The sequence below is a fragment of the Williamsia sp. SKLECPSW1 genome (genome assembly GCF_054332755.1).
The window spans coordinates 3,270,882-3,296,413 of sequence record NZ_JBTGLI010000001.1 but is presented as its reverse complement, the minus strand read 5'-3'; the positions used below and the strand labels follow the sequence as shown (position 1 = coordinate 3,296,413).

General features: G+C 71.8%; 24 protein-coding genes. 15 read left to right on the top strand and 9 right to left on the bottom strand.

Annotated elements, in window-relative coordinates; genetic code table 11:
* Window positions 1–112: 112 nt before the first annotated feature.
* Window positions 113–934, top strand: a complete 822-nt coding sequence (locus ACXVUM_RS15500; RefSeq protein ID WP_458522662.1) for a dienelactone hydrolase family protein — start codon at window positions 113–115, stop codon at window positions 932–934.
* 21 nt (window positions 935–955) lie between these two features.
* Here ACXVUM_RS15500 and purE read toward each other — a convergent pair whose 3' ends face one another.
* Both purE and ACXVUM_RS15490 read right to left on the bottom strand, forming a co-directional pair.
* A complete protein-coding gene (gene purE, locus ACXVUM_RS15495) occupies window positions 956–1,501 on the bottom strand; it encodes a 5-(carboxyamino)imidazole ribonucleotide mutase (protein WP_458522661.1) in 546 nt (181 codons plus the stop codon).
* A gap of 30 nt (window positions 1,502–1,531) precedes the next feature.
* Window positions 1,532–2,740, bottom strand: coding sequence for a 5-(carboxyamino)imidazole ribonucleotide synthase (locus tag ACXVUM_RS15490; RefSeq protein ID WP_458522896.1), 1,209 nt, complete (start codon window positions 2,738–2,740; stop codon window positions 1,532–1,534).
* A gap of 141 nt (window positions 2,741–2,881) precedes the next feature.
* On the opposite strand from ACXVUM_RS15490, the gene ACXVUM_RS15485 reads away from it, so the two are divergent.
* Window positions 2,882–3,445: a GtrA family protein gene (locus ACXVUM_RS15485; protein ID WP_458522660.1), complete on the top strand. Its 564-nt coding sequence runs from the start codon at window positions 2,882–2,884 to the stop codon at window positions 3,443–3,445.
* Window positions 3,446–3,464: 19 nt separating this feature from the next.
* Here ACXVUM_RS15485 and ACXVUM_RS15480 read toward each other — a convergent pair whose 3' ends face one another.
* From ACXVUM_RS15480 to ACXVUM_RS15470, 3 genes are read right to left on the bottom strand one after another with little or no spacing between them, the layout of a single operon-like run.
* On the bottom strand, window positions 3,465–4,796 hold the full coding sequence (locus tag ACXVUM_RS15480; protein ID WP_458522659.1) for a HAMP domain-containing sensor histidine kinase: 1,332 nt from the start codon (window positions 4,794–4,796) through the stop codon (window positions 3,465–3,467).
* Window positions 4,797–4,804: 8 nt separating this feature from the next.
* The gene (locus ACXVUM_RS15475; protein WP_458522658.1) at window positions 4,805–5,482 is read right to left on the bottom strand and encodes a response regulator transcription factor; all 678 of its coding nucleotides are present in this window, start codon (window positions 5,480–5,482) and stop codon (window positions 4,805–4,807) included.
* 50 nt (window positions 5,483–5,532) lie between these two features.
* Window positions 5,533–6,054 (bottom strand): PH domain-containing protein, encoded by a 522-nt coding sequence (locus ACXVUM_RS15470; protein ID WP_458522895.1) that lies wholly within the window; start codon window positions 6,052–6,054, stop codon window positions 5,533–5,535.
* Window positions 6,055–6,213: 159 nt separating this feature from the next.
* Here ACXVUM_RS15470 and ACXVUM_RS15465 point away from each other — a divergent pair, with 159 nt between their 5' ends.
* Window positions 6,214–6,816: a DUF6069 family protein gene (locus ACXVUM_RS15465; protein WP_458522657.1), complete on the top strand. Its 603-nt coding sequence runs from the start codon at window positions 6,214–6,216 to the stop codon at window positions 6,814–6,816.
* Between the two features lie 58 nt (window positions 6,817–6,874).
* Here the strand turns inward: ACXVUM_RS15465 and ACXVUM_RS15460 are convergent, their stop codons facing one another.
* Complete coding sequence (locus ACXVUM_RS15460) at window positions 6,875–7,687, bottom strand: biotin--[acetyl-CoA-carboxylase] ligase (RefSeq protein WP_458522656.1); 813 nt, start codon at window positions 7,685–7,687, stop codon at window positions 6,875–6,877.
* 97 nt (window positions 7,688–7,784) lie between these two features.
* Between ACXVUM_RS15460 and ACXVUM_RS15455 the strand changes: the two genes are divergently transcribed.
* The 3 genes from ACXVUM_RS15455 to ACXVUM_RS15445 are packed head-to-tail and all read left to right on the top strand — an operon-like array spanning window position 7,785 to window position 10,353.
* A complete protein-coding gene (locus ACXVUM_RS15455; RefSeq protein WP_458522655.1) occupies window positions 7,785–9,413 on the top strand; it encodes an acyl-CoA carboxylase subunit beta in 1,629 nt (542 codons plus the stop codon).
* A gap of 35 nt (window positions 9,414–9,448) precedes the next feature.
* Entirely contained in the window at window positions 9,449–9,700 is a 252-nt protein-coding gene (locus ACXVUM_RS15450; RefSeq protein WP_458522654.1) for an acyl-CoA carboxylase subunit epsilon, read from the top strand.
* An 8-nt stretch (window positions 9,701–9,708) separates the two neighbouring features.
* Window positions 9,709–10,353, top strand: a complete 645-nt coding sequence (locus tag ACXVUM_RS15445) for a Maf family protein (protein ID WP_458522653.1) — start codon at window positions 9,709–9,711, stop codon at window positions 10,351–10,353.
* Between the two features lie 24 nt (window positions 10,354–10,377).
* On the opposite strand, the gene ACXVUM_RS15440 is transcribed toward ACXVUM_RS15445, so the two are convergent.
* Genes ACXVUM_RS15440 through ACXVUM_RS15430 form a run of 3 tightly spaced genes read right to left on the bottom strand, consistent with a single transcriptional unit; the run spans window position 10,378 to window position 14,451 of the window.
* Window positions 10,378–11,712 (bottom strand): hypothetical protein, encoded by a 1,335-nt coding sequence (locus ACXVUM_RS15440; RefSeq protein WP_458522652.1) that lies wholly within the window; start codon window positions 11,710–11,712, stop codon window positions 10,378–10,380.
* Window position 11,713: 1 nt separating this feature from the next.
* Window positions 11,714–13,120, bottom strand: coding sequence for a hypothetical protein (locus ACXVUM_RS15435; RefSeq protein WP_458522651.1), 1,407 nt, complete (start codon window positions 13,118–13,120; stop codon window positions 11,714–11,716).
* Window positions 13,093–14,451, bottom strand: a complete 1,359-nt coding sequence (locus ACXVUM_RS15430; RefSeq protein ID WP_458522650.1) for a hypothetical protein — start codon at window positions 14,449–14,451, stop codon at window positions 13,093–13,095. Before ACXVUM_RS15430 ends, ACXVUM_RS15435 begins: the two co-directional genes overlap by 28 nt.
* 193 nt (window positions 14,452–14,644) lie before the next feature.
* On the opposite strand from ACXVUM_RS15430, the gene ACXVUM_RS15425 reads away from it, so the two are divergent.
* The 9 genes from ACXVUM_RS15425 to ACXVUM_RS15385 form a co-directional block, all read left to right on the top strand.
* Complete coding sequence (locus ACXVUM_RS15425; RefSeq protein ID WP_458522649.1) at window positions 14,645–15,730, top strand: ATP-binding cassette domain-containing protein; 1,086 nt, start codon at window positions 14,645–14,647, stop codon at window positions 15,728–15,730.
* Complete coding sequence (locus ACXVUM_RS15420) at window positions 15,727–16,554, top strand: ABC transporter permease (protein WP_458522648.1); 828 nt, start codon at window positions 15,727–15,729, stop codon at window positions 16,552–16,554. Before ACXVUM_RS15425 ends, ACXVUM_RS15420 begins: the two co-directional genes overlap by 4 nt.
* Before the next feature lie 26 nt (window positions 16,555–16,580).
* Window positions 16,581–17,915 (top strand): hypothetical protein, encoded by a 1,335-nt coding sequence (locus ACXVUM_RS15415; RefSeq protein WP_458522647.1) that lies wholly within the window; start codon window positions 16,581–16,583, stop codon window positions 17,913–17,915.
* 2 nt (window positions 17,916–17,917) lie between these two features.
* Complete coding sequence (locus ACXVUM_RS15410) at window positions 17,918–19,234, top strand: glycosyltransferase (RefSeq protein ID WP_458522646.1); 1,317 nt, start codon at window positions 17,918–17,920, stop codon at window positions 19,232–19,234.
* A 73-nt stretch (window positions 19,235–19,307) separates the two neighbouring features.
* Window positions 19,308–20,354, top strand: coding sequence for an alpha/beta hydrolase (locus tag ACXVUM_RS15405; RefSeq protein ID WP_458522645.1), 1,047 nt, complete (start codon window positions 19,308–19,310; stop codon window positions 20,352–20,354).
* Window positions 20,355–20,635: 281 nt separating this feature from the next.
* Window positions 20,636–22,168 (top strand): condensation domain-containing protein, encoded by a 1,533-nt coding sequence (locus tag ACXVUM_RS15400; RefSeq protein WP_458522644.1) that lies wholly within the window; start codon window positions 20,636–20,638, stop codon window positions 22,166–22,168.
* A 16-nt stretch (window positions 22,169–22,184) separates the two neighbouring features.
* Window positions 22,185–23,612 (top strand): acyltransferase, encoded by a 1,428-nt coding sequence (locus ACXVUM_RS15395; RefSeq protein ID WP_458522643.1) that lies wholly within the window; start codon window positions 22,185–22,187, stop codon window positions 23,610–23,612.
* Window positions 23,613–23,616: 4 nt separating this feature from the next.
* Window positions 23,617–24,972, top strand: coding sequence for a condensation domain-containing protein (locus tag ACXVUM_RS15390; protein ID WP_458522642.1), 1,356 nt, complete (start codon window positions 23,617–23,619; stop codon window positions 24,970–24,972).
* 3 nt (window positions 24,973–24,975) lie between these two features.
* On the top strand, window positions 24,976–25,532 hold a 557-nt coding region (locus ACXVUM_RS15385), incomplete at its 3' end, for a glycosyltransferase (protein ID WP_458522641.1).

Here is a 25,532-nt window from a genome sequence, read left to right as displayed (position 1 = left end):
GCGGCGTGCGCCGGGGACTCGGCAGTCCTCTCGATGCTAACCCGTCGATCGGCAGACAGTTACTGACGGGTAACCGAACCCACGGAGGCGCGATCGGTGGCACGCTGACCCGATGACCGACGACACACTCGCCGACTTCGAGCGCACCGAGTTCGCGGCCCACGGCCGCAGCGCACCCGTATACCGCCTGGGCTCCGGGCCGGCGGTGATCGTCATCTCGGAGATCCCCGGCATCACGCCGCGCGTCGCCGACTTCGCCCGCACCGTCGCGTCCATCGGATGCACGGCGGTGATGCCGCACATGTTCGGGGTCGACGGGAAGGACCCCTACGACGGTCCGCCGGTCGTGGGTCCGCTCGCGACGATGGCACGGGCGATGGTCCCGGCCTGCATCAGTCGGGAGTTCACCGTCCTCGCGACCGGGAAGTCCTCACCCGTCACGACGTGGTTGCGCGCTCTCGCGAAGCAGGAGCACGACCGGTGCGGCGGCCCGGGTGTGGGCGCGGTCGGCATGTGCTTCACCGGTGGGTTCGCCCTGGCGATGGCCGCCGACGACCGGCTCATCGCCCCCGTGCTGTCGCAACCGTCGCTGCCGTTCGGGCCCGGCAAGAAGGCGAAGGAAGGCATCGACATCTCACCCGACGAGCTGGCGACGGTGAAGAACCGCTGCGCCAGGGGTGATCTCACCGTGCTCGGGCTGCGGTTCGAGGGCGACAAGATCTCGCCGCCGCAGCGGTTCCGGTGGTTGAGCGAGCAACTCGGCGATGCGTTCACCGCGATCGAACTGCCCGACTCGTCGGCGCGACAGGATTCCCCGATGCCGCCGCACTCGGTCCTCACCGAGCATCTCGTCGACGCCCCCGGCGAACCGACCCGGGCCGCCCTCGACGAAGTGCTCGACCTGTTTCGGCGGCGGTTGTTGACGCAGGACTGAGCCGACCGGCCCGACCGGCGGTCAGTCGCCGAGCAGGGTGCGGCGCAGCGCCGCGTCCTTCTCCTCCACCATCGCCTCGAGATCCCGGGCGAAGGCCGCCAGCCGAGCACGCAGGACGTCGTCACCGGTGGCGAGGATCCGCACCGCGAGGAGTCCCGCGTTGCGAGCACCGCCCACCGACACGGTCGCGACGGGGATCCCGGCCGGCATCTGCACGATGGACAGCAACGAGTCGAGACCGTCGAAGTGCTTGAGCGGCACGGGGACGCCGATCACCGGTAGCACCGTCGCGGAGGCGACCATCCCCGGCAGGTGCGCGGCGCCGCCCGCCCCGGCGATGATCACCGACAGACCCCGGTCGGCGGCTCCGGCGGCGTAGTCGAGCATCTTGCGTGGTGTGCGGTGGGCCGAGACGACACCGACCTCGAACGGGACGTCGAACTCCGCGAGGGCGATCGCGGCCGCCTCCATCGTCGGCCAGTCGGAGTCGCTGCCCATGATCAGTCCGACACGGGGACCGCTCGCGCTCGTGCCGATCGGATCGGACGGGGTGCTCGACGGGGTCATGACTGCCTCTCGTGTGGGTGGCGCACCGGCTCAGGCTCGCGCGGGTTCGGGGATCGTGTCGTCGCCGTGCGGGTCCCAGCCGTCGGTCCAGACCCCGGTGGCGAGCCACGTCGCGGCGCGCTCCGCGCGTTCGCGGACCGTGTCGACGTCCTCGTCGGGTCCGCCGACGATGTTCACGTGGCCGATCTTGCGGGCCGGTCGCTCACCCTTGGCGTAGAGGTGGATGTGCGCGTCGGGCATACGGGCCATGAGGTGGTGGACCCGCTCGTCCATCGACATGGCAGGGGTGTGCGCGGCGCCGAGCACGTTCGCCATCACGGTCACCGGCGCCAGTGCCCGGGTGGCGCCGAGCGGGTAGTCGAGCACCGCCCGTAGGTGCTGCTCGAACTGGCTCGTGACGGCGCCGTCCATGGTCCAGTGACCGCTGTTGTGCGGGCGCATCGCCAGTTCGTTGATGCTCAGGGCACCGTCGTCGGTCTCGAACATCTCGACCGCCATCACGCCGACCACCCCGAGCGTCTGGGCGATCCGCAGCGCGATGTGCTCGGCCTCCTCGGCGCGCTCGTCCGACAGCCCGGGGGCCGGCGCGATCGCCACCGCGCACTGACCGTCGCGCTGCACCGTCTCCACGACCGGCCAGGTGGCGCCCTGCCCGAACGCCGATCGGGCGACCATCGCCGACAGCTCCCGTCGCCATGGGACGCGCTCCTCGGCCATCACGGGCGTCCCGGATGCGGTGGCGTCGGCGAGCACGTCGAGCGCATCCTCGAGGGTCTCGGGCAGCCACACCCCGCGGCCGTCGTATCCACCGCGGACGGCCTTGATGACCACCCCGTCGGCGCAGGACTCCACGAAGCCGACGAGCACCTCGCCGGGGTCGTCGGATCCAGTGAGATCGACGAAACGCGGGACCGGCAGTCCCAGTTCGGACAGCCGTCTCCGCATGACCAGCTTGTCCTGGGCGTGGATGAGCGCATCCGGCGGCGGCAGCACCTGGACGCCCTCGGCGACGAGGGTGTGCAGGTGCTCGGGCGGGACACCCTCGTGGTCGAAGGTCAGCGCCACGGCGCCGCGGGCGACCCGACGCAGGTCGTCGAGGTCGTCGTGCGAGCCGATGACCACGTCGGACGTCACCGCCGCGGCGGGGTCGTCGGGAGACGCGGCGAGAACCCGCAGCGTCTGGCCGAGGGCCACGGCGGCCTGGTGCGTCATGCGGGCGAGTTGTCCCCCACCGACCATCGCGACGGTCGGCAGACCGACCGGATTGCGTCCACTCACGGCTGCCCATCGTGTCATGACACGCCCTGCGACCTGCGCCTCGGGGCCGACCGACCGGTGACTGATTCGCGTCCGCGCCTCGTTTTCGTACACTCGATCCTTGTGTCGTTCACTGACGGGCTCCTGGCCCGTACCCCGGGCCCCATCCGGCGCCTGGCCCTCCGCCACCACGAACTGATCAAGTTCGCGCTGGTCGGCGGCACCACCATGGTGTTCGACATGGCCATCTTCTACGGGCTGAGCCTGACCGTCCTGGAGCAGAAGCCGGTCGTCGCCAAGGTCATCTCCGGCACCCTGGCCACCGTCCTGAGCTATGTCCTCAACCGCGAATGGGCGTTCAAGAACCGCGGCGGCCGCGAGACGCACCACGAGGCGTTGCTCTTCTTCGTCATCAGCGGCATCGGCGTGGTCTTGCAGGCGGCGCCGCTGTGGTTCGCCAACAACGTCTTCGACATGCGCACCCATCTGCCGGTGGCGCAGTTGGTCATCGTCGACTTCGTGCTCGGCTACATCATCGGCAACATCCTGCAGATGGCGTTCCGGTTCTGGGCGTTGCGCAAATTCGCCTTCCCCGAGACGCAGGGCGACGAGGACGCCGAGATCGAGGCCATGGCGACCGGCCAGGTCACCCTCCGCCCCGACGTCGAGCCCGACCCCCGGCCCTAGACCGTCGGCTCGGCGTCGGTCAGCGCGGCTCGCGGATCGCGCGGGCGAGAGCGGGTTCGGGGTCCGTCGAGGTCGTGGTCCCGGTGATCGGGCCCCCGGCCGTGGTCGGCACCACGATCGTGAAGGCCGCAGGCACCCGCGTGGTCAGTTCGAGGCGTCCGCCGTCGGCCTCGATGAGCGCGCGCGCCAACGACAGCCCCACACCGCTCGAGCCGCCACCGGACCACCCGCGGCGGAAGATCTTCGGCACCAGGTCGTCGGGGACACCCGACCCCTCGTCGCGCACCGTCACCCGCAGCAGATCGGCCACCTCGAGCGTGGACACGTCGACGGTGCAGCGCCCCGCACCGTGCCGCAGGGAGTTGTCGACGAGGACCGAGACCGCCTCCCGCAGTCGACTCGGCGTCGCCCAGGCCGAGCGGCCGCCGACGTAGGAGGCCACGATCTCGCGCCCCTGGCGGGTGAAGGCATCGGAGAAGTCGTGGACGAGCGGGTCGATGGTGTCGTCGACCTCGATCGGCGCGGTGGGACGTACACCGGCGTTGCGGGAGACGGCGATCAGTTCGTCGAGTTCCCGGTTGAGTCGCTCCACCTGTCCGTGCGCGGCCTCGGCCTCCTCCACGACGTGCGTGTCGGGATGCAGGGACAACTCGTCGAGCCGCAACTGGATCGCCGTCAGCCGGCTGCGGAGTTGATGGGACACCTCGCCGACGATCTCGCCCTCACGTTCCAGACGCAGGGCGATCTCCTGGTTGGCCACCTCCAGAGCGCTCGACAACCGGTCGAGCTCGGCGATCCCGTGGGTCCGCCACGCCGAGTGGAAGTCGCCCTGTGCCATCCGCGACGCACGGTCGGCCAGTTCCTCGAGGGGATCGGCCAGACGGCCCGCGGTGACGGCGGCGACGGCGGTGCCGCCCGCGATGGACGCGGTCAGGATCAACGCCACCACCCCGATGGCCGTCCACTGGTCACTGCGGACGTTCTGCAGCGGGATGCGCATGGTGACCGTCCCGGCGTCACCGAGACTCGCAGACTCCGACACCGTCGCGCCCCGCAGGTCGTCACCGACCGCCGTGCGCACCTGTGCACCGCCCGACGGGTAGACGAGCTCCAGGCGACCCTCGGCGGGGAGCAGCAGACGGAACGGCGCGACGTCGAGGGGGCGTCCGGTGCGGAGGTCCCCCGACTCCTGGTCGATGAGCTCCGACGAGACCCGCTTGAGCCGCTGGTCGAGGTCCTGGTGGGCGTTGTCGTCGATCCACCACCACGCGCTGACCATGAGCGGGAGCCCGAGCAGGAACCCGATCCCGGCGACCATCGCCAGCATCGACAGCAGGATCCGTCTGCGCACGCGCCGGCCTAGTCCGGGTCGAAGCGGAAGCCGACACCGCGCACCGTGACGATGCGCTTCTTGCGGCCCGCCTGGTCGTCGCCGATCTTGCGGCGCAGCCACGACACGTGCATGTCCAGGGTCTTCGACGACCGCAGGTCGGCCGATCCCCACACCTCGGTGAGGATCTCCTCGCGGCTGACGACCTCGCCGCCGCGTTCCATCAGGAACCGCAGCAGGTCGAACTCGCGGTTGGCCAGCGTGGCGTCCTCGCCACCGACCAGCACGCGACGGCCGCGGGCGTCGAGGTGGATGTCACCCGCCTCGAGCACGAGGTCGACGCCCTGCTTGCGCCGCAGCAGGGCGCGGACGCGGGCCAGCAGTTCGGCGAGACGGAACGGCTTGCCGACGTAGTCGTCGGCGCCGGCGTCGAGTCCGACCACGAAGTCGACCTCGTCGGTACGGGCGGTGAGCATCAGCACCGCGAGCTGGGGGCGCACCCCACGGATCCGCCGGCACACCTCGAGACCGTCCATCTCGGGCAGGCCCAGATCGAGGACGACCAGCTCGAAGCGGGGATCCCGGGCACGCTCGAGGGCGTCGGGCCCCGTCGAGACGATCTCGCACCCGTACCCCTCCCGGGTCAGGGCACGGGCCAACGGGGTGGCGATGGCCTCGTCGTCCTCGGCAAGCAGTACGTCCGTCACGGCGCCACGATACTGGCGTTCGACGGCATCGCCACGTGATCGGACATCGGTCAGCGCGTCCGTCGCCCGGGATCGGACTCCGTGTCGAACACCTCGTGGTAGAGCAGCGCGTGGACCTTCTCCACCTGGGGGATGTCGTGGAAGGCCAGCGGGTCGTCCGAGGCGGACTCGATGATGAGCGTCCCGGTGCGCAGCATCCGGTCGACCACCCCGTGTCGGAACTCCACGGAGTTGATGCGCTGCAGCGGGATGTCGATACCCGACCGGGTGAGCATCCCGTTGCGGAACGTCACCCGTCGATCGGTGAGGACGAAGTGCGTCGTCCGCCACGACACGACCGGGCGGAGGACGAACCACACGACGACGACCGCCCACACCACCGCGATCACGATCCACAGCACCGACCGCGTGGACGACGACACCTGCGACGACCCGGTGAACCCCGCGGCGACACCGGCCAGGGCGGTGATCACCAGGAACCCCAGAAGGGGTCCGACCAGGGCTTTCCAGTGCGGATGTCGGTGCACCACGACGTGCTCGCCCTCGGCGAGGATGTTCTCCGGGTACCCCATGGCGATCGGCCTCCGTGTGGTCGCGACGAGCACCTCTCCCGCGGTGTCGTCGGGGTGAAACTAGCGCATACCGGGCGCCGTTCCTCGACGATCTCGACCGTCGCGCTCGGTAGACTCACGCGAGACGCGGGTGACGACCCCAGCAGCGGAGGTGGCCAGATGTACCCGAACGACCCGTACGACAACCGCCGGCGGGACAGCGGCGGCACCTGGGACGACAACCGGACACGCGCCTACTCGGCCGATCCGTACGCGCGTGATCCCTATGCGCAGGACCCCTACGTCGACCCGCAGCAGTACGCGGCCGAACCGGCGCGCAAGGCTCCCCGTCAGCGCCGCGGTCCGCAGATCAACGTCGGACTGTTCATCGGCGGCGTCGTGGCGACCGCCGTCGTCACGGCGTTGGCCTCGTGGCTCGTCGCCTGGATCATCCGCGTCATCAGCGAACGCGTCACCGAGACCGGCAAGTTCGGCGTCTGGAACCCGGTCGCCCAGGACGAGTACTGGTTCGCCGTCGTGGGCGGGCTGTGCGCCCTGCTCGCCGGTGCGCTCTGGTACGTCCTGCAACTGACGACGCCCTCACCGGACCAGTTCTACGCCTGGATCGTCGGACTGCTGGTGATCGCGGCGGTCATCCTGCCGCTGCTGCTGTCGCGGGAGATCTCCACCGGCATCGGCACCGCCGTGATGCACCTGGTGATCGGGCTGCCGATCCTGTTCCTCATCCGTGCCATGGGCTCACGCAGCGTCGAATACCGCTGACCCGGGACCGGCCCGGGACACGTCGGCCCAAACAGCGCCGAACTCGCGTTCCGCCGGCTCAGTCCTGCACCCGGAGGTGGGTCACGTCGCCTGCGGCGACGGCGGTGGTCGAACCGTCGGCCGTCCGCACGACGACCCGTCCCTCGGCGTCGATGTCGACGGCGACACCCTCGAGGGTGCGGTCGGCGGGCAGGTCGACGCGCACCGGGCGGGACAGCGTCGCGCAGAGCGGTCGGTAGCGCGCGGCGATCGCCGCCGTGTCCGACGGCCAGTCGACGAGTTCCTCGGTGAGTGCGGCCAGCACCGCGCCCGCGAGTTCCGACCGGTCGACCTCTCGACCGGCCACCAGGTTCAGTGATGTCGCCGTCGGCACCGGGAGTTCGTCGTCGCGCAGACCGGTGTTGATCCCGACCCCGACGACCGCACAGGCCTGCGGGCCGGGTGCCAGCTCGGCGAGGATGCCCGCGACCTTGCCGACCTGCCCGGACGGTCCGGTCGACAGCAGGACGTCGTTGGGCCACTTGAGTGTCGCGTCCACCCCGCCCACCTCGGCGACCGCACGGGCGACCGCGACCCCGGTGGCCAGCGGGAGCCAGCCGAGTGCGTCCCCGGCACCCGGCCCGGACGCGTCCACCGCCATCGACATCGTCAGCGTGCCGCCCGGCGGCGCGGTCCAGACCCGGCCGTGTCGGCCCCGCCCCGCGGTCTGGCGGTGCGCCACCACCACCTCGCCGGCGATCGAGCGCTCGGCGGCACGCGCCACGAGGTCGGCATTGGTCGACCCGGTCTCGGCGACGACCTCCACCGACCACCCGGAACCGGCGCGGGCGGTGATGCGGGCGGCGTCGGGGGCGGTGCCGGGAGAGGACATGGCGGTCACGCTAACGCGCCCGGACGGCGGAGAACATGAGCCCGACTCAGGTGCCCGGTCCCACCGACCGAGCGTGCGCTCGCTAGCATCGTCATCCATGACCACTGCCTCGACCGGGTCCGACGGTGCACCTGACATCCACACGACAGCCGGAAAGCTCGCTGACCTGCGCGGACGACTCGCCGAGGCGGCACACCCGGTCGGCGAGGAAGCCGTCGAGAAGGTCCACGCGAAGGGCAAGCTGACCGCCCGCGAGCGCATCACGCATCTCCTCGACGAGGGGTCGTTCGTCGAACTCGACGCCCTCGCCCGCCACCGCAGCACGAACTTCGGGCTGGCGTCGCGACGGCCGCTCGGCGACGGCGTGGTGACCGGTTACGGCACCGTCGACGGCCGCGAGGTCTGCGTCTTCAGTCAGGACTCCACCGTGTTCGGCGGCAGCCTCGGTGAGGTCTACGGAGAGAAGATCGTCAAGGTGATGGACCTCGCGGTGAAGACCGGTCGTCCGCTCATCGGCATCAACGACGGCGCCGGCGCCCGCATCCAGGAGGGTGTCGTCTCCCTCGGTCTGTACGGCGAGATCTTCCACCGCAACGTCCGCGCCTCCGGTGTGATCCCGCAGATCTCGCTGATCATGGGCGCGGCGGCGGGCGGGCACGTCTACTCCCCCGCGCTCACCGACTTCGTGATCATGGTCGACAAGACCAGCCAGATGTTCATCACCGGCCCCGACGTCATCAAGACCGTCACCGGCGAGGACGTCACGATGGAGGATCTCGGCGGTGCGCAGACGCACATGACCAAGTCGGGCACGGCCACCTACGTCGCCTCCGACGAGGAGGACGCGCTGGACTACGTCCGCGAGGTCCTGTCCTACCTGCCCAGCAACAACAAGGCCGAGGCGCCTCGGCTGCCCGTGGCCGACCCCGCGGCCGGGTCGATCGAGGAGACCGTCAACGACGAGGACCTCGAACTGGACACGCTCATCCCCGACTCGCCGAACCAGCCGTACGACATGCACGAGGTCATCGCGCGCATCCTCGACGACGACGAGTTCCTCGAGATCCAGGCGCAGTACGCGACGAACATCATCGTCGGGTTCGGTCGGGTCGACGGGCGCAGCGTCGGCATCGTCGCGAACCAGCCGACCCAGTTCGCCGGCTGCCTCGACATCAACGCCTCGGAGAAGGCCGCGCGGTTCGTCCGCACCTGCGACTGCTTCAACATCCCGATCGTCACGCTCGTCGACGTCCCGGGGTTCCTGCCCGGCACCGAGCAGGAGTACAACGGCATCATCCGCCGCGGCGCGAAGTTGCTGTACGCCTACGGCGAGGCCACGGTCGGCAAGATCACCGTCATCACCCGCAAGGCCTACGGCGGTGCCTACGACGTCATGGGGTCCAAGCACATGGGCGCCGACGTCAACCTGGCGTGGCCGACCGCCCAGATCGCCGTCATGGGCGCGTCGGGTGCGGTCGGGTTCGTCTACCGCGCGCAGCTCAAGGACGCCGCGGCCAAGGGTGAGGACGTCGACGCCCTCCGTCTGCAGTTGCAGCAGGAGTACGAGGACACCCTGGTCAACCCGTACGTGGCAGCCGAGCGCGGATACGTCGACGCGGTGATCCCGCCGTCGCACACCCGCGGTCAGATCGCGACGGCGCTGAAGCTCCTGGAACGCAAGATGGTGGCGATGCCGCCGAAGAAGCACGGCAACATCCCGCTCTGACGAGCCACCACCGACGACCGCCACTGGGAGACACCGTGAGTGACGAGACCACACCCGAGTCGACGGAGACGTCGGCGCAGCAGCGTCCGGCGTTGCGGATCGTGCGCGGCAACCCCGACGACGTCGACATCGCCGTGCTGACCGCCGTGCTGTCGGCCGCCGGTACCGGGGGCCCATCCGACACCACCCCGGTCACCCGTGACCTCTGGGGCTCGCCGGAGCAGCGGCTCCGGCCCGCGTGGTCGCCTGCGCCGACCGGGTTCCTCAACGCACACTTCTCGTACTGACCGCCGCCGTGCGGGTCGTCCTCGGGTCGGCGTCGCCGGCGCGCCGCCGAGTGCTCGTCGACGCGGGCGTCGAGCCGATCGTGCGCGTCTCCGACGTCGACGAGGACGCCGTCGCGGCGGCACTCGGACCCGATGCGGCTCCCCGCGCCGTCGTCACCGCCCTGGCCGAGGCCAAGGCGCGGGTCGTCGCGGACCGCCTGCGGGACGACGACCCCGACATCGCCGCGGACGCCGTCGTCATCGGGTGCGACTCGATGCTGTTCTCCGACGGGGCGCTGACCGGCAAACCCCACACCGAGGCCGCCGCGATCGCCCAGTGGCACCGGGTGCGGGGGCGCAGCGCCGAACTCCTCACCGGACACAGCGTTCTCCGCCTCGTCGAGGGACGCGTGGTGGGCTCGGAGTCCGATGCCACCTCGACCACCGTCCGCTTCTCGGACGTCGACGACGCGACCGTGGCCGCCTACGTCGCGACCGGTGAACCGCTCGAGGTGGCGGGCGCGTTCACGCTCGACGGTCGAGGCGGATGGCTCGTCGACGGCATCGACGGTGACCACTCCGCCGTGATCGGGATCGGTCTGTCCGTCGTCCGGACCCTGCTGGCGCGTCTCGGGGTCTCCGTCACCGATCTGTGGACGGTGCTGCCCACCTGAGTCGGCCACCGGTCGAGTGCGACCTCAGCCGCGTAGACCCCAGCCACACAGCTCCTCGTCGAGCACGCGGTCGATGTCGTCGCGGCCGGCGGGGTCACAGGCGCACAGGGTCACGGTGATCGCGTCGCCGTACTCGACCGCCCACACCGCGAGTCCGGGCATCATCGTGCGCGCGAGTGCCGGCGTCGTCGCCCGCGCGGCCGCCCGCACGAACACCTCCTCGGCCGCCACCCCCTCCCAGGCGGTCAACGGTGCCGGGGCTGGCCCGAGGTGGGACACCGACACATGGGGGCCGGGGATCGCGGCGACCATCCGCGCGAGCACCGGACGCGGCAGTATGCGGGCCACCCGCGCCACGTCGTCGGTGCCGGGTGGATCCGCCAGCGCGGCGCGGACGGCCGCCCGGACACCGCTGAGACCCGCCGCGGGGTCGAGCGCGTCGTCGAGCCGAAGAGCCACCCCCGCAGCAGTGTTCGCGGTCAGGAGGTCGTCGTCGGCGCGTCGGTCGACGGCCAGGCTCACCCGCACCGGGGACGCCGCCCCCGACCGCGCCCCGACCACCCCGGACCGCCGCGCGAGTGCCGCACCGACCGCGACGAGCAGCGTGGTCGCGGTACCACCGTGCTCGCGGGCGGTCGCGTGCCACCGGGCGCGGTCGAGGGTCACAGCGCGGTGGGCGGGCTCCTCGCCGATCGACAACGTCGGCGTCGTCGACGCGTCCGCCGGTCTCTCCGCGGTCCCTGCCGCGGTCGGCGAAGCGTCCCCCCGATCGCGGACGAGGCGGGCGAGCGCCCGGCCGGCGTCCACCGCAGCGGCACCGGCGTCGACGACGTCCCGCACGAGACGGCGACCGGCCCCGATACCGTCCGGCTCCGTGACGACGACTGGCGCGGTGTGCACCTCGTCGTGGTCGCCGACCGCCGCGGCGACGGTCTCCACGAATCGACGTCCGTCGGCGAGGACGTGGGACGCGACGACCGAGATCGCCCGCCGGCCCGTCGCGTCGACGACCGTCGCGACCTCCCACCCGCGCGCCCCGACGACGTCGACCGGGGCCTGCGCCATGCGGCGCGTCGCCCACTCGTGCAGGTCCGTGGAGACGATCGGCGCGTCCTGGCGGGCGGACGCGGCCCCGACAGGACGCACCCACGCCGGGCGCGCGCCGGGGACGAGCGGCACCCGGACCGACCGGTCCAGCGGGCCCGCGACCAGCCGATCGCAGAGACGCTGCGCCACACCGGGTCCGGGATCGCCGGAAAGGATCACGACCACCTGCATCGGGGCGACCACCCCGACGGTCGACTCGAGCAACAGGTAGGCCTCGTCGGTGCCGCCCAGGCGGTCTGGTGCGGGGGGCACGTCAGAGCACGGTGTGGGGGACGTCCCACGCATCGAGTTCGTCGGCCACCAGGGCACGCAGCACGTCCGCACCGCCGAAGCGGTCCGGGTCGACGCCGCACACGGCCATGGTGGCGGTGTCACCGTGCACGGTCAGCCAGGCGAGCAGTCCCGGACGGCACCGCCGTCGGCGTTCCTCGGCGCCGAGACCCCGGACGGCCGCACGGGTGAAGTGCACCCGTGCCCGTCGACCGCCCATCACCAGCAGATCGGGGTCGACCGCGCCCAGGTTGGAGACCGTCGTGTGGGGCGACGGGATGAGACCCATGAGAGCGAGGACCACCCGGGCGGGCAGCAGACGCACCACGGGTTGGATGTTGTCCGCCGACATCTGCGCGCCGCGCGCGGCGTACTCGGCGAGTGCACGGCGGGTCTGCGCCCGGACACCCGACAGGTCGACGGGACGATCGAGCGCACCGCGCACACGCACCCACACGCCCCCCGAGGCGTTCGCCCGGTCGTCGTCGTCGCCGTCGCGTCGGTTCACGGCGAGACAGATGGCGGTCGTGTCCCCGTCAGGAACGCCCGCACGCTGAGCGACACCCCCGATCAGCGCACAGAACAGGGTGTTCGCGGTGCCCCCGTACTCGGCGGCCCGGGCGGAGAACGCCGCGGCGTCGAGCGTGACCAACAGATGCCGTACCGGCGGATCCGGCTCCGCCGCAGGAGGTTCCGCGGGCACACCCGGTCGCGCGGCGACGCCGAGTTCGACCACGGGCGAGCCGGGATCGTCGGTCGCGCCACGTCCGCGACGCAACCCGCCGACGGCGAGTGCGATAAGGCGCAGCACCGATCGCAGCGCCGCGAGGAGCTGTGCGCCGGCGTCGCGGACGTCGTCGACCACCCCGGTGTCCGCCGTGGGTGCGGCCGCGTCGACAGGTCGTGGGTCGGCGAGGAGCGCATTCCGCAGACCCGACCCGTCGCACACCACATGGGAGGCGAGAACCGAGACCACCCGACCCCCCGCGGTGGTCGGTGCGGTGGCGACATGCCAGCTGCGCCCCTGCGTCGGTCGCACCGAGGTGCCGTCGAGATGATCGGCGAACCACTGCGACAGGCTTTCGGGGGCAACGGCTTCCGCGTCGGCGCGGACGGGGGGCGGCGGCCCGGCCGGAACCCAGAGATGACGCGCGAACGGGACCCGGGTGCGGCGGACGACCCGGTGGACCGGACTCGCGGCCAACCGTGCCCGCACGTCCTCGACCGCCTGCTCACCGGGGTCGTCGGCGAACACCCAGCCCATCTGGATCGGTGTCTCGACGCCGGCGAGCGACTCGACGAGCATGAACGTCTCGTCGGGTCCGGTCACCCGCGCGCCGGTGCCGGCGCCGGGAGGCACGGTCACCACAGACGGTTCGGCAGTCCCCATACGGCGAACTCCTCGGACAGGACGCGGGCGAGCACACCTGCGTCGGGGAAGGCGGACTCGTCGAAGGCCGCGACCGACAGCGTCGTCTCCGTGCCGGTCTGCAGGATCCACGACTGCACCCCGTCGCCGAAGCGATGGGGCAGCTGCGGCGCCACGTCCTGTGCGTCGCCGCGGAAGGCCAGGCCACGGGCCGTGCTCGACCCGAGTCGTAGGACCTCGTCCTCCCAGCGCCCGATGTTGGAGGTCATCACGTCGGGCATGCCGCCGCCGGCGGTGACCGCGCGCACCGCGAGGGACGGCGGGATCAGGGTCACGAGCGGTGTCAGGTGGACGGTCGGGTCACGCCTGCCGGCGTCGAGCGCCGTGTAGGCCGCCCGGCATCGTGCACGCACCTCGGCGAGGTCGGCCCGGCCGGTGCCGTCGAGCACGGGGTCGTCGAGGTAGACCGAGACGCCGGCGGTGGCGTTCGCGCGGTCGTCGTCCTCGCCGCGTCGGCTCACCGGGATGCCCACCTTGATCGGCTCCCCCGGTGGCAGCGCACCGGACCGCCGCAGCGCGCCGGCGACCACGGCGACGAAGAGCGTGTTGTCGGTCCCGCCGTGGCGGCGAGCGGCCTCCGCCCACTCCGCGGTCGGCACCGACGCGATCGCCCACCGGGGCCGCGCCTGCGGCGCGCGGTGCGCGAGAGGCGTCCGCGGGGTCCGCGGGTCCGGCGTGGCCGCCGATCGGTCCAGCACGGCGCCCGCCAGCACGCGGCCGACCCCGACGACCCCGGCGAGGACCTGCCGGCCCGCGTCGACGGCGTCGGCGACCACCCGTCGGTCGCGATGTCGGGCCGTGCCCGCGACGTCGGGGATCGCGGATCCGTCACCCGCCGCAGCAGCGGCAGCGGCCGCCGCACGGACGAAACCCTGGCCGTCGGTCACCAGGTGCAGCGTGCACAACGACAGCGCGTGCCCGCCGTCGGCGAGGGGGGCGGCGCGCAGACGCCACGATCGGCCGGCGACGGGGTCGAGATCGACCCCGTCGAGCTCCTCCTCCGACCACCGCGCGACCGCGTCGGGGTCGATCGCGGAGTCGTGCACGGCAGGGATCGTGACCCTCGACGCCGACCACCGTGGTCGGGCGCCCGGGACGGCGGGAGGTGTCACCCGGCGGTGGAGTGCGCTGTGGTGCAGCCGTGCGGCCATCCCGTCGACGAGGCCGGGATCGAGGCGGTCGGGGAAGGTCCACACCAGCTGCAGCACGACCGACCAGCCCAGCGCGCGGTCGACGAACCAGTACGTGAGATCCGGCCCGTCGAGCCGGGTCGTCGTCACCGCCTGCGCCATCGTCAGGACGTTAGTGCTGCGGCCACCGAGGCGCCGGATGAGCGGATATGGCGCATCCCACAGTCACTTCCGAGCGCGCGGACCAGCCGGTTCACGATCGTCACGCGGTGATAGGTGACGCTGCATCGCCCTCCGGGTCGCGTGCCGTTAGCCTGAGCGCGTCACACCACCGGGCCTGGGGGGGACCATTCGAATGACCATGACCTCGAACGAGGCCGACGCGACCGGACCGCGGGTCGGGCGCCACGCCCGACCCGATCCCGACGACGCCACGGCCACCGCGCCCGGGTGGCCGGCGCAGACGCCGCACCCGGGCCGGCGCTCCCCGGCGACCCCGGGGGCGGTCGCGGTCGAGGTCTCCGGACTGACGAAGGAGTTCAACGGCCGGCCGGTCGTCGACTCCGTCGACTTCACCGTCCCCACCGGGACGGTGTGCGGACTGCTCGGACCCAACGGCGCCGGCAAGACGACCACGGTGCGGATGCTGGCGACCCTGTTGCGCCCGACGTCCGGGACGGTCACGGTCCTCGGTCGCGACGTCGTCACCGACGCGACCGCCGTACGCAGCCTCATCGCGCTCACCGGCCAGTACGCCTCGGTCGACGAGGATCTGACCGGCCGCGAGAACCTGGAGATCTTCGGGCGTCTCCTCGGCCTGCGCGGGGGACCGGCGCGGGCGCGGGCGCGGGATCTGGTCGACCAGTTCGGTCTCACCGAGGCCGGCGACCGCGCCATCTCCTCGTACTCCGGCGGCATGCGCCGGCGACTCGATCTGGCGGCGAGCATGATCCGACGTCCCGCGCTGCTGTTCCTGGACGAGCCGACGACCGGGCTCGACCCGCGTACGCGCACCCAGCTGTGGGAGATCGTGCGATCGGTCGTCGCGGCGGGGACCACGGTCGTGCTCACCACGCAGTACCTCGACGAGGCCGACGCGCTGGCCGATCAGCTCGTCGTCATCGACCACGGACGGGTCGTCGGGCGGGGCACACCCGAGTCGCTGAAGCGGTCTGTCGGGGACTTCTCGTTGTCGATCCGCCTCATCGACGCCCACCAGACCGAGGCGGCCGCGGCGACGATGCGGTCGCTGCTGCACGCGCCGATCGACGTCGACGAGCGAACCGGGTCGCTCACCGGCCCGGTACCGCACTCGGCACGGGCGGCGGAGGTCATCGCGGCACTCACGGCGAGCCGGATCGGCGTCGGCGAGTTCGGCGTCCACACCCCGTCTCTCGACGACGTGTTCCTCGCCCTGACCGACGAGGCGAGGCCCGCATGACCGCCACCGACGCCGACCACCCCGCCTTCTCCGACATCCCGCTCGCGCACGTCGTCGAGCGCATCACGGTCGCCAAGGCCGTCCACGACACCCGCACGATGGCCCGCCGGGGACTGCTGAAGTTCAAGCACAACCCGCAGCTCCTGGTCGACGTGACGATCGTCCCGGTGGTGTTCACGGTGATGTTCGCCAGCATCTTCGGCGGCGTCATCGCCGGCGGTGTGAGCGGGTACCTGCCGATCCTCATCCCCGGGGTGCTCGTCAACGTGGTGACCACCTCCACCGTCGTCGTCGGCATCCAGCTGCGCGAGGACATGGACAAGGGTGTCTTCGACCGCTTCGTCTCCCTGCCCATCGCGCGGATCGCACCGCTGTCGGGATCGTTGGTGGCCGCCAACCTGCGCTATCTCATCGCGGCGTGCCTGACGCTCGTCGTCGGGCTGATCATGGGGTATCGCCCGGGCAGCGTCGTCGGCACCCTCGCGGCGATCGTCCTGGTCGTGTTCTCCGCGTTCGCGCTCAGCTGGCTGTTCGCCCTGATGGGCGTGCTGCTGACCAAAGCCTCCGCGGTGCAGGGATTCTCGGCGCTGATCCTCACGGTGCTGGGGTTCATGTCGAACGCGTTCGTCCCGCCGGACACGATGCCGTCGTGGATGCAGACGGTGACCACGATCAACCCCCTGTCACAGCTCATCTCGGCGGTCCGGTTGCTCGCCAACGAGGGACAGGTGAACGAGCACCTCGCGTACTCGCTGCTCGGGTCGGTGCTGTTGATCGCCGTGCTCGCCCCCACGACGGTGAGGATCTACCTCCGCAAGCTGTGACTCACCCGAGAGAGGACGTCCTCGACGTGACCGCCCGCGTGCTGCGCACCAACCCCGACGACGACCTGTTCATCCGCATGGACGCCGCCCTGGGTGTCCCGGTGGTCAACCAGATGGTGTGGCGGCTCACCGAGCTCCCCACCCGTGCCGAGATCGACCGGGTCGCCGAGGCACTCACCGGCGGACGGCTGTCCCGACTCGTGCGACGCAGTCGGATCCCGCTGGTCCGCGACCACTGGGTCGCCGGCGGTGAGTCCGCGGGCAGCGTCCGCGTCGACGCCACCCCGGTCCCCGCGGACGAGGTCGTCGCGTGGATCGACGCAGCCGCCTCCCGGCCGTTCGACATCGTCTCCGGACCGGTCTGGGAGGTGCGCGCCGCGCCGGTCGGCGACGGGAGCGCACTGGTGTCGCTCAGCCTGTCCCACGCCGTGGGGGACGGGCTCGCGGTCCTCACCGCGCTCGGCGACGCGTTCGCCAGGCGGTCGACCACGTTCGCGCCGGGGTCACCGTCCCCGGTCGACCAGGCGCGCGAGGTCATCGCGCGCACCACCGCCATCGCCGGATCGGTGGCCGGGATCGCGCGCGACCGGTTCGGCTCCGACGAGGCAGCCACCACCGCCGACGACGTCGTGACCGCGTCGACGTCGACGACTGTGCCCGCGCACGCGCCCGAGCGGGGACCCGCGATCGCCCCGCTCGCCGTCGTCGGCGTCGCCACCGACGACTGGGAGCGCGTCGCCCGTGACGGCGGGGGCTCGTCGACCGCGCTGTTCGTCGCCGTCGTGGTCGGCCTGGTCGTCGCCGCGGGCCGTGCGGGGCGATCCGACGTCGTGCGGGTGTCGGTGCCGATGTCGACCCGACAGCCCGACGACGACCGCGCCAACGCGAGCACCGGGCTGTCCCTCGACATCCCCGTCGCCGCAGCGCTCGACGGCGACCTCGCGACGATCCGCGCCGTCGCGAAGGGCGCCTACACCGAACGCACCAGCCGTCCCACCACCTTCGTCCGGCTGCAGCCGGTCATGCAGGCACTGGGTGACCGGGCTGTCGCCGCGCTGAGCCGCGGGGCCACCACCCCGCTCGCACTCGCGTCGAGCCTCGGACACATCGACCCCGTGGTGGCCGGGTTCGGCGATCCCGCCCGGACCCTGGGCGTCGTCACCCGGTCGACGACGCAGTCCATCACCACGGCCCGACTGCGGGCCCTGCGCGGCGGACTCGCCGCCTGGGTCAACGACGTCGCCGGCACGACCACCCTCTCGGTGATCGGGCTCGACCCCGACGGTCTCGGTCCCGACACCCTCGTACCCGCGGTCACGTCCGAGCTCCGTCGGTGGGGTCTGGAACCGAGCCCGTGGTGAGGGTGACGATCGCCGCGAACGGCAGCCGCGGCGACGTGCAACCCCAGATCGCGCTCGCGCACGAGCTCCGCCGACGCGGTCACGACGTGGTCCTCGGGGTCCCGGTCAACCTCCTGGCCCTGGCGCGGTCCACCGGCGTCGAGGCGCACGAGTTCGCGCCGGACACCGCCGACCTGCTCGCGTCGCCGCTGATCGCCCGCGATCTCAAGTCGCGCAACCCGCGGACACGGTCGGCGGCGATCCGCCAGGTCACCGAGTTCGGCGCCGCCGCCATGGACGACCGGCTCCTCGAGTTCGCCGACGGTGCGGACGTCGTCGTGACCGGTCCGCTGGGCCAGGAGCGGGGCGCCACCGTGGCCGAGCACCACGGCGCCCGGTTCACACCGGTGCACTTCTGCCCCATCCGCCCGAACCGGTCGGTGCGTGTGCCGCTCGGACCGCTGCAGGCCGTCGCCCCGGGACCGGTCACCGGGGCGATCTGGTGGGCGGTGGACCAGTTCTTCTGGCGATCCTCGGCGCGCGGTTCCGACGACGCGCTGCGTCGGCGCCTCGGCATGACGCCGGCCTCCGGACCGCTCGGTGGACGACTGCTCGCCGCGGGCCTGCCCGAGGTGCAGGCCTACGAGCCCGCACTGTTCCCCGACCTCGTCACCGAGTGGGGTCCGGCCAGACCGTTCGTCGGCTTCGTCGACCTCGTCGACCGACCTGCGGACGATCCCGACCCATCGGTCGACCCGGACGACACGGGCGACACGGGCGCGACGCGCGTCTGGCTGGACGCGGGCGAACCACCGGTCTACGTCGGCTTCGGCAGCATGCCGTTGCCGGACCCCGTCGAGTCCTACCGGCACCTGCTGCGTGCCGTCTCGGCACAGGGTCGGCGGGTGCTGCTCTGCGCGGGACCCAACGGCGAGGCCGCCCGGGCGGCGACGACCGCGAGCGACATCGACGCCGCCGACGTCCACGTCACCGACGCGGTGGACCACGGCCACGTGCTGCCCCGCTGTGCCGCGGCGGTCCACCACGGCGGCGCGGGGACCACCGCGGCGTGCCTGCGGGCGGGGACACCGATGGTGATCGCCTCGTTCAGTGCCGACCAGCCGCTATGGGGTCGCATCGTCGCCGAACGGGGACTCGGGGCCACACTCCCGGTCCGCGCGGTGGCCGACGGGTCCCACCTGCGGGCCGCCGTGGCGACCGCACTGTCGGCGGCCGCAGCGTCCGCCACGTCGTCTTTTGCCGATGAAATGACCACTCCCCGTGCATCTGTCCGTCACGCCGCGGACATCATCGACGGGAATTCCGGATCATCGACGTGAAATGTTCGGTCCTGTCGCCGATTTCGGCGCCATATGCAAGACTGTGCCCCGACCTAACACGATAAGGACGTCGATGCCCTTCCCTGCCGGAATCCGCGCGTCCCGCGGATTCTCTTTCGCGTTCACCACGCCGGTGCGGCGTCTTCTCACCGTCGCGGCGATCGCCACGGCCCTCGTCGCCGGCGCCCCGGCCGTGGGGATCGCCAGTGCCGCCCCCACGGTGCCCACCATCGAGCGGGTCGAGGTGGAGGGGCCGACCCAGTACGGCGTCTACGTCTACGCACCCTCGATGGCCAAGACCATCAAGGTCCAGGTGCTCGTCCCCGCCGTCGACCGCGGTCCGCGTCCGACGCTGACCCTGCTCAGCGGACTCGGCGAGGAGGACCCGACCAACAGCATGTGGCTGCGCAAGACCGACGCGTCGACCTTCTTCCGCGACAAGAACGTCACCGTGGCGCTCCCGCTGGCCGGCAACGGCAGCTTCTACACCGACTGGTACCGCGACGACCCGAAGCTCGGCCGGTACAAGTGGGAGACGTTCCTCACCAAGGAGCTGCCTCCCCTGCTCCAGGAGCGCTTCTCCGGCAACGGGATCCGCGGCATCGGGGGCCTGTCGATGGGCGCGGGGTCGGCATTGACACTCGCTGCACGCGACCCCGGGTTCTTCAAGTCCGTCGCCTCGTTCAGCGGCTGCTACTCCACCGCCGACCTCGTCGCGCAGGCCATCCCCCGGTCGATCGTCGCGGCGTTCGGCGGCAACGCGGACAACATGTGGGGTCCGCCCTCGGACCCCGCGTGGGCCGCTCACGACGTGCTGCTGCACGCCGACGGGCTGCGCGGTTCGACCGTGTACGTGTCGGTGGGCAGTGGCCTCCCGGGTCCGTACGACGCGCCGAACTACCCGGGCAACACCAACCCCGCCGACCGGGCGATCGTCGGCGGCGGCATCGAGGCCGGCGCGAACGTGTGCACCCACCTGCTCGCCGACACCCTGGCGGCCCGCCGGATCCCCGCCACGTTCGACTTCGAGGCCCGCGGCACGCATTCCTGGCCGTACTGGCAGGACCAGTTGCACCGCAGCTGGCCGATTGTCGCCCGCGGTCTCGGACTTGTCGGATAACGCCGGATTTTCCCGGATACAACGAAGAATTCATCACCTCGAAACCAGATGTGGTGACGATCCACAAACATCCAGCATCTGGCGGTGTCGAGTGACCGACGCGAATTGTGCGCCAAGAGTTTGAACTGCTAAATACAGTGGGTGACGCGAAATTTCCCGCCGTACGCGTTACCGTTTTCCGCAGTCGGGGCCACTCTCTCCCCTGACCGCCGGCAACGCCGCTCGCGGGTCCTCTCACACCCCTCCACCCCGGTTGTCCCGAGACCCTGAGGAGATCGTCGATGGAATACACCGAACTCGCCGACTACCCGCTTCCCTCCGGCGTGGTCACCGAGTGGACGCCCACCGCCGACGCCGGGGACTGGACCACCGATGACCGGCGACTCTCCTACGCCCACCTCGAGCACGCCCGCCGTGCGGTCGAGGTCGGCGACGAATGGCACAGCGAGTGGATCGGAACGGCCTTCCGGGTGGCGCATCGGCTCGACCGCGACGCGATGGCGACCACACTGCGTCGGTGGTACGCCCGGCACGAGGCGTTCCGGTCGTCACTCGAGCCGGCGAGCGACGGGCCCGACACCGACACCGCGCCCGAGGACGAGTTCACGCGGCGGATCATCGCCGCCGACAAGGTCGACGTGGTCTCACGGCGTGATTCCGCCGCGTCGAGCAGCACCCGCGTCTACCTGCGCATCGACCACATCTTCAACACCCGCATCACCCCGCTGCAGTGGCCGCACTGCATCGTCGTCACCGTCGAACCCCTCGACGACCCCGACTCGTTCCTCGTGGTCTTCGGCGCCGACCACACCGTGATGGACGCCTACACCCAGGTCTTCGCCATCAAGGAGCTGACGCGCCTGTACGAGTCGGCCCTCCTCGGCCACGACGACTCCCTCGGCGTCTTCGGCAGCTACCTCGACTTCTCGCACGCCGAACGCGCGCACGGGTCACGGCTCGACCACGAGACCGCCGAGGTCGCGCGCTGGGCACGGTTCCTGTCACCGCCGACCGACGGATCCTCCGCCAGTCAGCCCGACCCGATGCCGGCGTTCCCGACCGCGCCCGGCGACGAGCACGTCGAGGCGGTCGGCGACGTCGCGATGCCGCCCTACCAGTCCAGCCTGTCGCGCTGGCTGCTCGACCCCGACCAGACCGATCGCTTCAACCGTGCCTGCAAGGCACTCGGGGCGAACATGCAGGCGGGCGTGCACACCGCGCTCTGCATCGCCAACCACCGGGTCACCGGCTGCGCGGACCTGCGCTTCATCAGCCCGGTCCACACCCGCACGGAGATGCAGTGGGGTGAGGCGGCCGGGTGGTTCGTCGGACTCGTCCCGGTGCACCTGCGCCCGGGGACGGCGTCGACGTTCGGCGAGGCGATCGGTGCCGTCGCCGAGACCGCCCGGGAGCACAAGGAACTCGGCACGGTGCCCTTCCACCCCATCGCCGAGCTGATCGGTCACCGCACGCCGCCGCAGTTCGTCGTCTCCTACATCGACCTGCGCGGCGCCGAGGGCTCCGACGCATGGGACTCGATGGACGCGCGCGTGCTGCGCAGCGCCACACGCTCGTCGGACGAGGTCTACTTCTGGATCAACCGGATCAACACCGGCACCAACCTGTCGGCCCGATTCCCCAGCTCCCACCCCGGGGCGACGCGCGTGCACCGGTTCCTGCACGCCCTCGAACAGGTCCTCCTCGAGGTGGTCGCAGACGGCGACACCGGCTTCGCGGCGCCGATCGCCCAGACCACCGGATCCGCCGGTGCGATCGGGGCAGGCGAACCGGGATCGGCGGGCGGCACGCCGTGACCCAGGCCGGACCGGCGTGATCGCCGGCGCGCTCACGGACTGGCGACCGCCCCTCGGTGAGCTCGTCTGGTGGCACGTCGTCGACGAGGACGAGGCGCGGGAGCGCAGCGTCGTCTCCGAGGTCGGTCCCTCGTTCCTGCAGCGAGATCATCTGCTCGCCGCACACGCCAAGCGGCGGTCCGGGTATCCCCACCGTGCGGTCGTCACGGTCACCACCGAGATCGACGAACCGCTGCAGGTGGACGCCCTCTCGCGCGGTCTCGAGGACTTCGTCCGCGCCCACGACGAGCTGCGCAGCCACTTCGTCGTCGCCGACGACGGATCGGTGACGCGGCACCTCGCCCCGCCCGAGACGATCCGGATCGCGGCCGATCACGCGCCGACGCCGCGGGACCACGACGACCTCGTCGACCTCCTCCACCACCACATCGACCGGGACGCCGCATACGACCGCATCCCGGGATGGAGCGTCGGCGCCGTCGACGCGGGTGCCTCGTTCGCGCTGCATGTGACGTTCGACCACTCACACACCGACGGCTCCGCCGCGATCGAGGCGCTGCAGGAGATCGTCGTCCGGTACCGCGCCCACGTGACCGGCCGGGAGGCAGTGGTGCGTCCCGCGGGGAGCCATCTCGCCCACGTCGCGGACGAGATGCGCCGGGCCGCAGCCGTGACCCCCGACGACGAGCTGGTCGACCACTGGCGCGACGTCCTCGTCGCGCACGGCCGCAGCGTGCCCCGCACGGCACTCGACATCGGTCTCGACGGGCCCGACCCGGTCCCCGCGGTGGCGATCGACGAACCCCTGCTCGACGCCCCCACCACCGCCGCCTGCGAGGCGCGTGCACGGGCGGACGGCGGGTCGTTGAGCGCCGCCCTGTTCGCCGCCCTCGCCCGCGCACAGCTGGCCGTGACGGGCGACCCGCGCTACTTCACCTCGACGGTCCTCTCCACCCGCGACCCGGCCCAGCCGGGCACCCAGGGATGGATGTGCACCTTCGCGCCCCTCGCCCTCGACGCCGCCGGGGCCGACCTCGACGACCTGGTCCGGTCGGCGGCGGAACAACTGCGCCACGCACGGGAGCACATCGACCGACCGGTCCACGGTGTCCTCGCGGTGCTGGCGGCATCGGGCGACTTCGTCCCGGACTCGTCGAGCCCACAGATGGTGTCCTACCTCGACTTCCGCCGTCTCGCGGACCCGGGTGCGCCCGAGATCGTCGCGGGTCGGGTCATGCCCGGTGTCGGACGCACCCGCAACGCCAATCTCTGGATCAACCGCAACGCCGACGGTCTGCGACTGCTGTCCCATGTGCCCGACAACTCCGTCGCCCGGGCCTCGCTCGCGGCCCTGCACCGGAGCCTCGTCGCCGAGCTCACGTCCTACGCGACGGGCACGGAGTCGATGCGGTACGCCGAACACGTTGGCGCACAGGTACCGTGACTCCGTGCTGCTCACCACACTCGCGAATCTGAGGGTCCCCGGCGGGCGGATGCGTCGGTGGACGGCGGCGACCTCGGACGCGGGGACACCACACCCCGCCGGACCGTCGGAGAACGAGCGGTTCCACCTCGACGCGGTCCGCGACGGTGGCTCCGGATGGCTGGCGGTCACCGTGGAGATCCGTTCCACCACGGTCGATCCCGATCGTCTGGCGGCGGCGTTCGCGACGGTGACAGACCATCACGAGGTGCTGCGGTCACATTTCGAGATCGACCCCGACGGTGCACCGCGCCGTCACCTGCACGAACGCGGGTCGATCTCCCTGACGCCCGTCGGTCCGCCCCGCACCGTCGACGCGCAGGGAGTCCGCGACGAGTTGGCCTCCGCCGTGGCCGGTTGCACCGCCTCGACACCCGCGACGCACGTCCTCGCGGTCGTCGAGGGCGACGACGTCAGCACCGTCATCTGCGCCTTCGACCACTGCTACGTCGACGCGCACTCGCTCGCGGTGATCGCCGAGGACGTCGTCACCGCGTACGAGGGATCCCCCCTGCCGGCGGCGGGCAGCTTCCTCGACCACATCGCCGAGACCGCCGCACTCCCCCACCCGCCGGCCGACGATCCCGGACTCCTCGGATGGGCCGACTTCCTCGCCTCCACCGGACACACGGTGCCCGACTATCCGCTGGATCTCGGGGTGGCACCCGGCGAGTTCGCGCCGTCGCGGATCCACGTCGCGCGGGTGCTGACCCGCGACGAGGCCGACGCCCACACCGCGTCGGGCACGCGCCGAGGGGTGCGTACCTATCCCATGCTGTTGACCTGCCTCGCCGAGGCGACCCGAGCCGCCGGCGGTCCCGATCGTCTGCCCGTGGTCCTGCCCGTCCACACGCGAACCGACGGCGACTCGTCGCGGTCCGTCGGATGGTGCGTCGCGAACGCGCCGGTCGTGATCGACGCCGGACCCGCGGTCGGCGGTGACCGCGAGGCGGTCCTGCGAGCGGCGACCGCCGCCGTCACCGACGCACTGCCCCTCGCCGGTGTCGATCTCACCACCGTCTACGGGACGTTCGGCCACCTGTTGCGCAAGCCGCGGCACGACGTGTTCATGGTGTCCTACCTCGACTACCGGCGGTTCGAGCGGTTGCCGTCGCTGCACGCACGGCATGTGTCCAGCGACGGTCGCGCCGACGACCTGCAGCTGTGGTTCTGGCGCGACGACACCGGCATCAGCGTCCGCGCACGCTTCCCGGACACCGCCGTGGCCGCACCGCTGATCACCGCGGTCGTCGACGATCTCGTCGCCCGCGCACGCGATGCGGTGCCGAGGTCCGCGGACGTCACCCCAGCCTCGGTCTGAGTCGTGCACGTCGTCGCGGCGTTCGCGGGCAGCCGCGGTGACGTCCAGCCCGGTGTGGCGGTCGCGACGGAGTTGGTCGCGCGCGGCCACACGGTGACGATGGCGGTCCCGCCCAACCTCGTCGAGTTGGCACGATCCGCCGGCCTGCAGGCGTCGTCCTGCGGTGTCGACACCGCGGCTCTCCTGCGGTCGGACACCGTCACCGGCGACCTGCGGACCCGGAATCCCCTGCGCCGCATGCGCGCGATCGCCGAGGTGACCCGCGCCGGGAGCCGCCGCGCCCTCGACGATCTCCTCGCGGTCACCGCCGACGCCGACGTGATCGTCGGGGGCAGCGTCGGTCAGGAGCGGGCGCTCGCCGTCGCGGAGGCCCGGGGCATCGGTTATCTCCCCGTGCACCTGTGCCCGCTCCGCCGAAACCAGCGGGTGGCCCTCGTGTCACCCCGCAGAGGGGATCTCCCCGGCCCCGTCATCGGTGCGTCGTGGGCGCTGCTCGAACAGGTCCTGTGGCAGACCTCGCGCCGTGACGAGAACCGGTTGCGGGCCGCAGCCGGGCTGCG

Excerpts from the sequence above, each read along its gene's own strand:
- ACXVUM_RS15500 (WP_458522662.1), top strand. The coding sequence starts at position 113 with ATGACCGACGACACACTCGCCGACTTCGAGCGCACCGAGTTCGCGGCC.
- purE (WP_458522661.1), bottom strand. The coding sequence starts at position 1,501 with ATGACCCCGTCGAGCACCCCGTCCGATCCGATCGGCACGAGCGCGAGC.
- ACXVUM_RS15490 (WP_458522896.1), bottom strand. The coding sequence starts at position 2,740 with ATGGTCGGTGGGGGACAACTCGCCCGCATGACGCACCAGGCCGCCGTG.
- ACXVUM_RS15470 (WP_458522895.1), bottom strand. The coding sequence starts at position 6,054 with ATGGGGTACCCGGAGAACATCCTCGCCGAGGGCGAGCACGTCGTGGTG.
- ACXVUM_RS15465 (WP_458522657.1), top strand. The coding sequence starts at position 6,214 with ATGTACCCGAACGACCCGTACGACAACCGCCGGCGGGACAGCGGCGGC.
- ACXVUM_RS15460 (WP_458522656.1), bottom strand. The coding sequence starts at position 7,687 with ATGTCCTCTCCCGGCACCGCCCCCGACGCCGCCCGCATCACCGCCCGC.
- ACXVUM_RS15455 (WP_458522655.1), top strand. The coding sequence starts at position 7,785 with ATGACCACTGCCTCGACCGGGTCCGACGGTGCACCTGACATCCACACG.
- ACXVUM_RS15435 (WP_458522651.1), bottom strand. The coding sequence starts at position 13,120 with ATGGGGACTGCCGAACCGTCTGTGGTGACCGTGCCTCCCGGCGCCGGC.
- ACXVUM_RS15430 (WP_458522650.1), bottom strand. The coding sequence starts at position 14,451 with ATGGCGCAGGCGGTGACGACGACCCGGCTCGACGGGCCGGATCTCACG.
- ACXVUM_RS15425 (WP_458522649.1), top strand. The coding sequence starts at position 14,645 with ATGACCATGACCTCGAACGAGGCCGACGCGACCGGACCGCGGGTCGGG.
- ACXVUM_RS15420 (WP_458522648.1), top strand. The coding sequence starts at position 15,727 with ATGACCGCCACCGACGCCGACCACCCCGCCTTCTCCGACATCCCGCTC.
- ACXVUM_RS15405 (WP_458522645.1), top strand. The coding sequence starts at position 19,308 with ATGCCCTTCCCTGCCGGAATCCGCGCGTCCCGCGGATTCTCTTTCGCG.
- ACXVUM_RS15400 (WP_458522644.1), top strand. The coding sequence starts at position 20,636 with ATGGAATACACCGAACTCGCCGACTACCCGCTTCCCTCCGGCGTGGTC.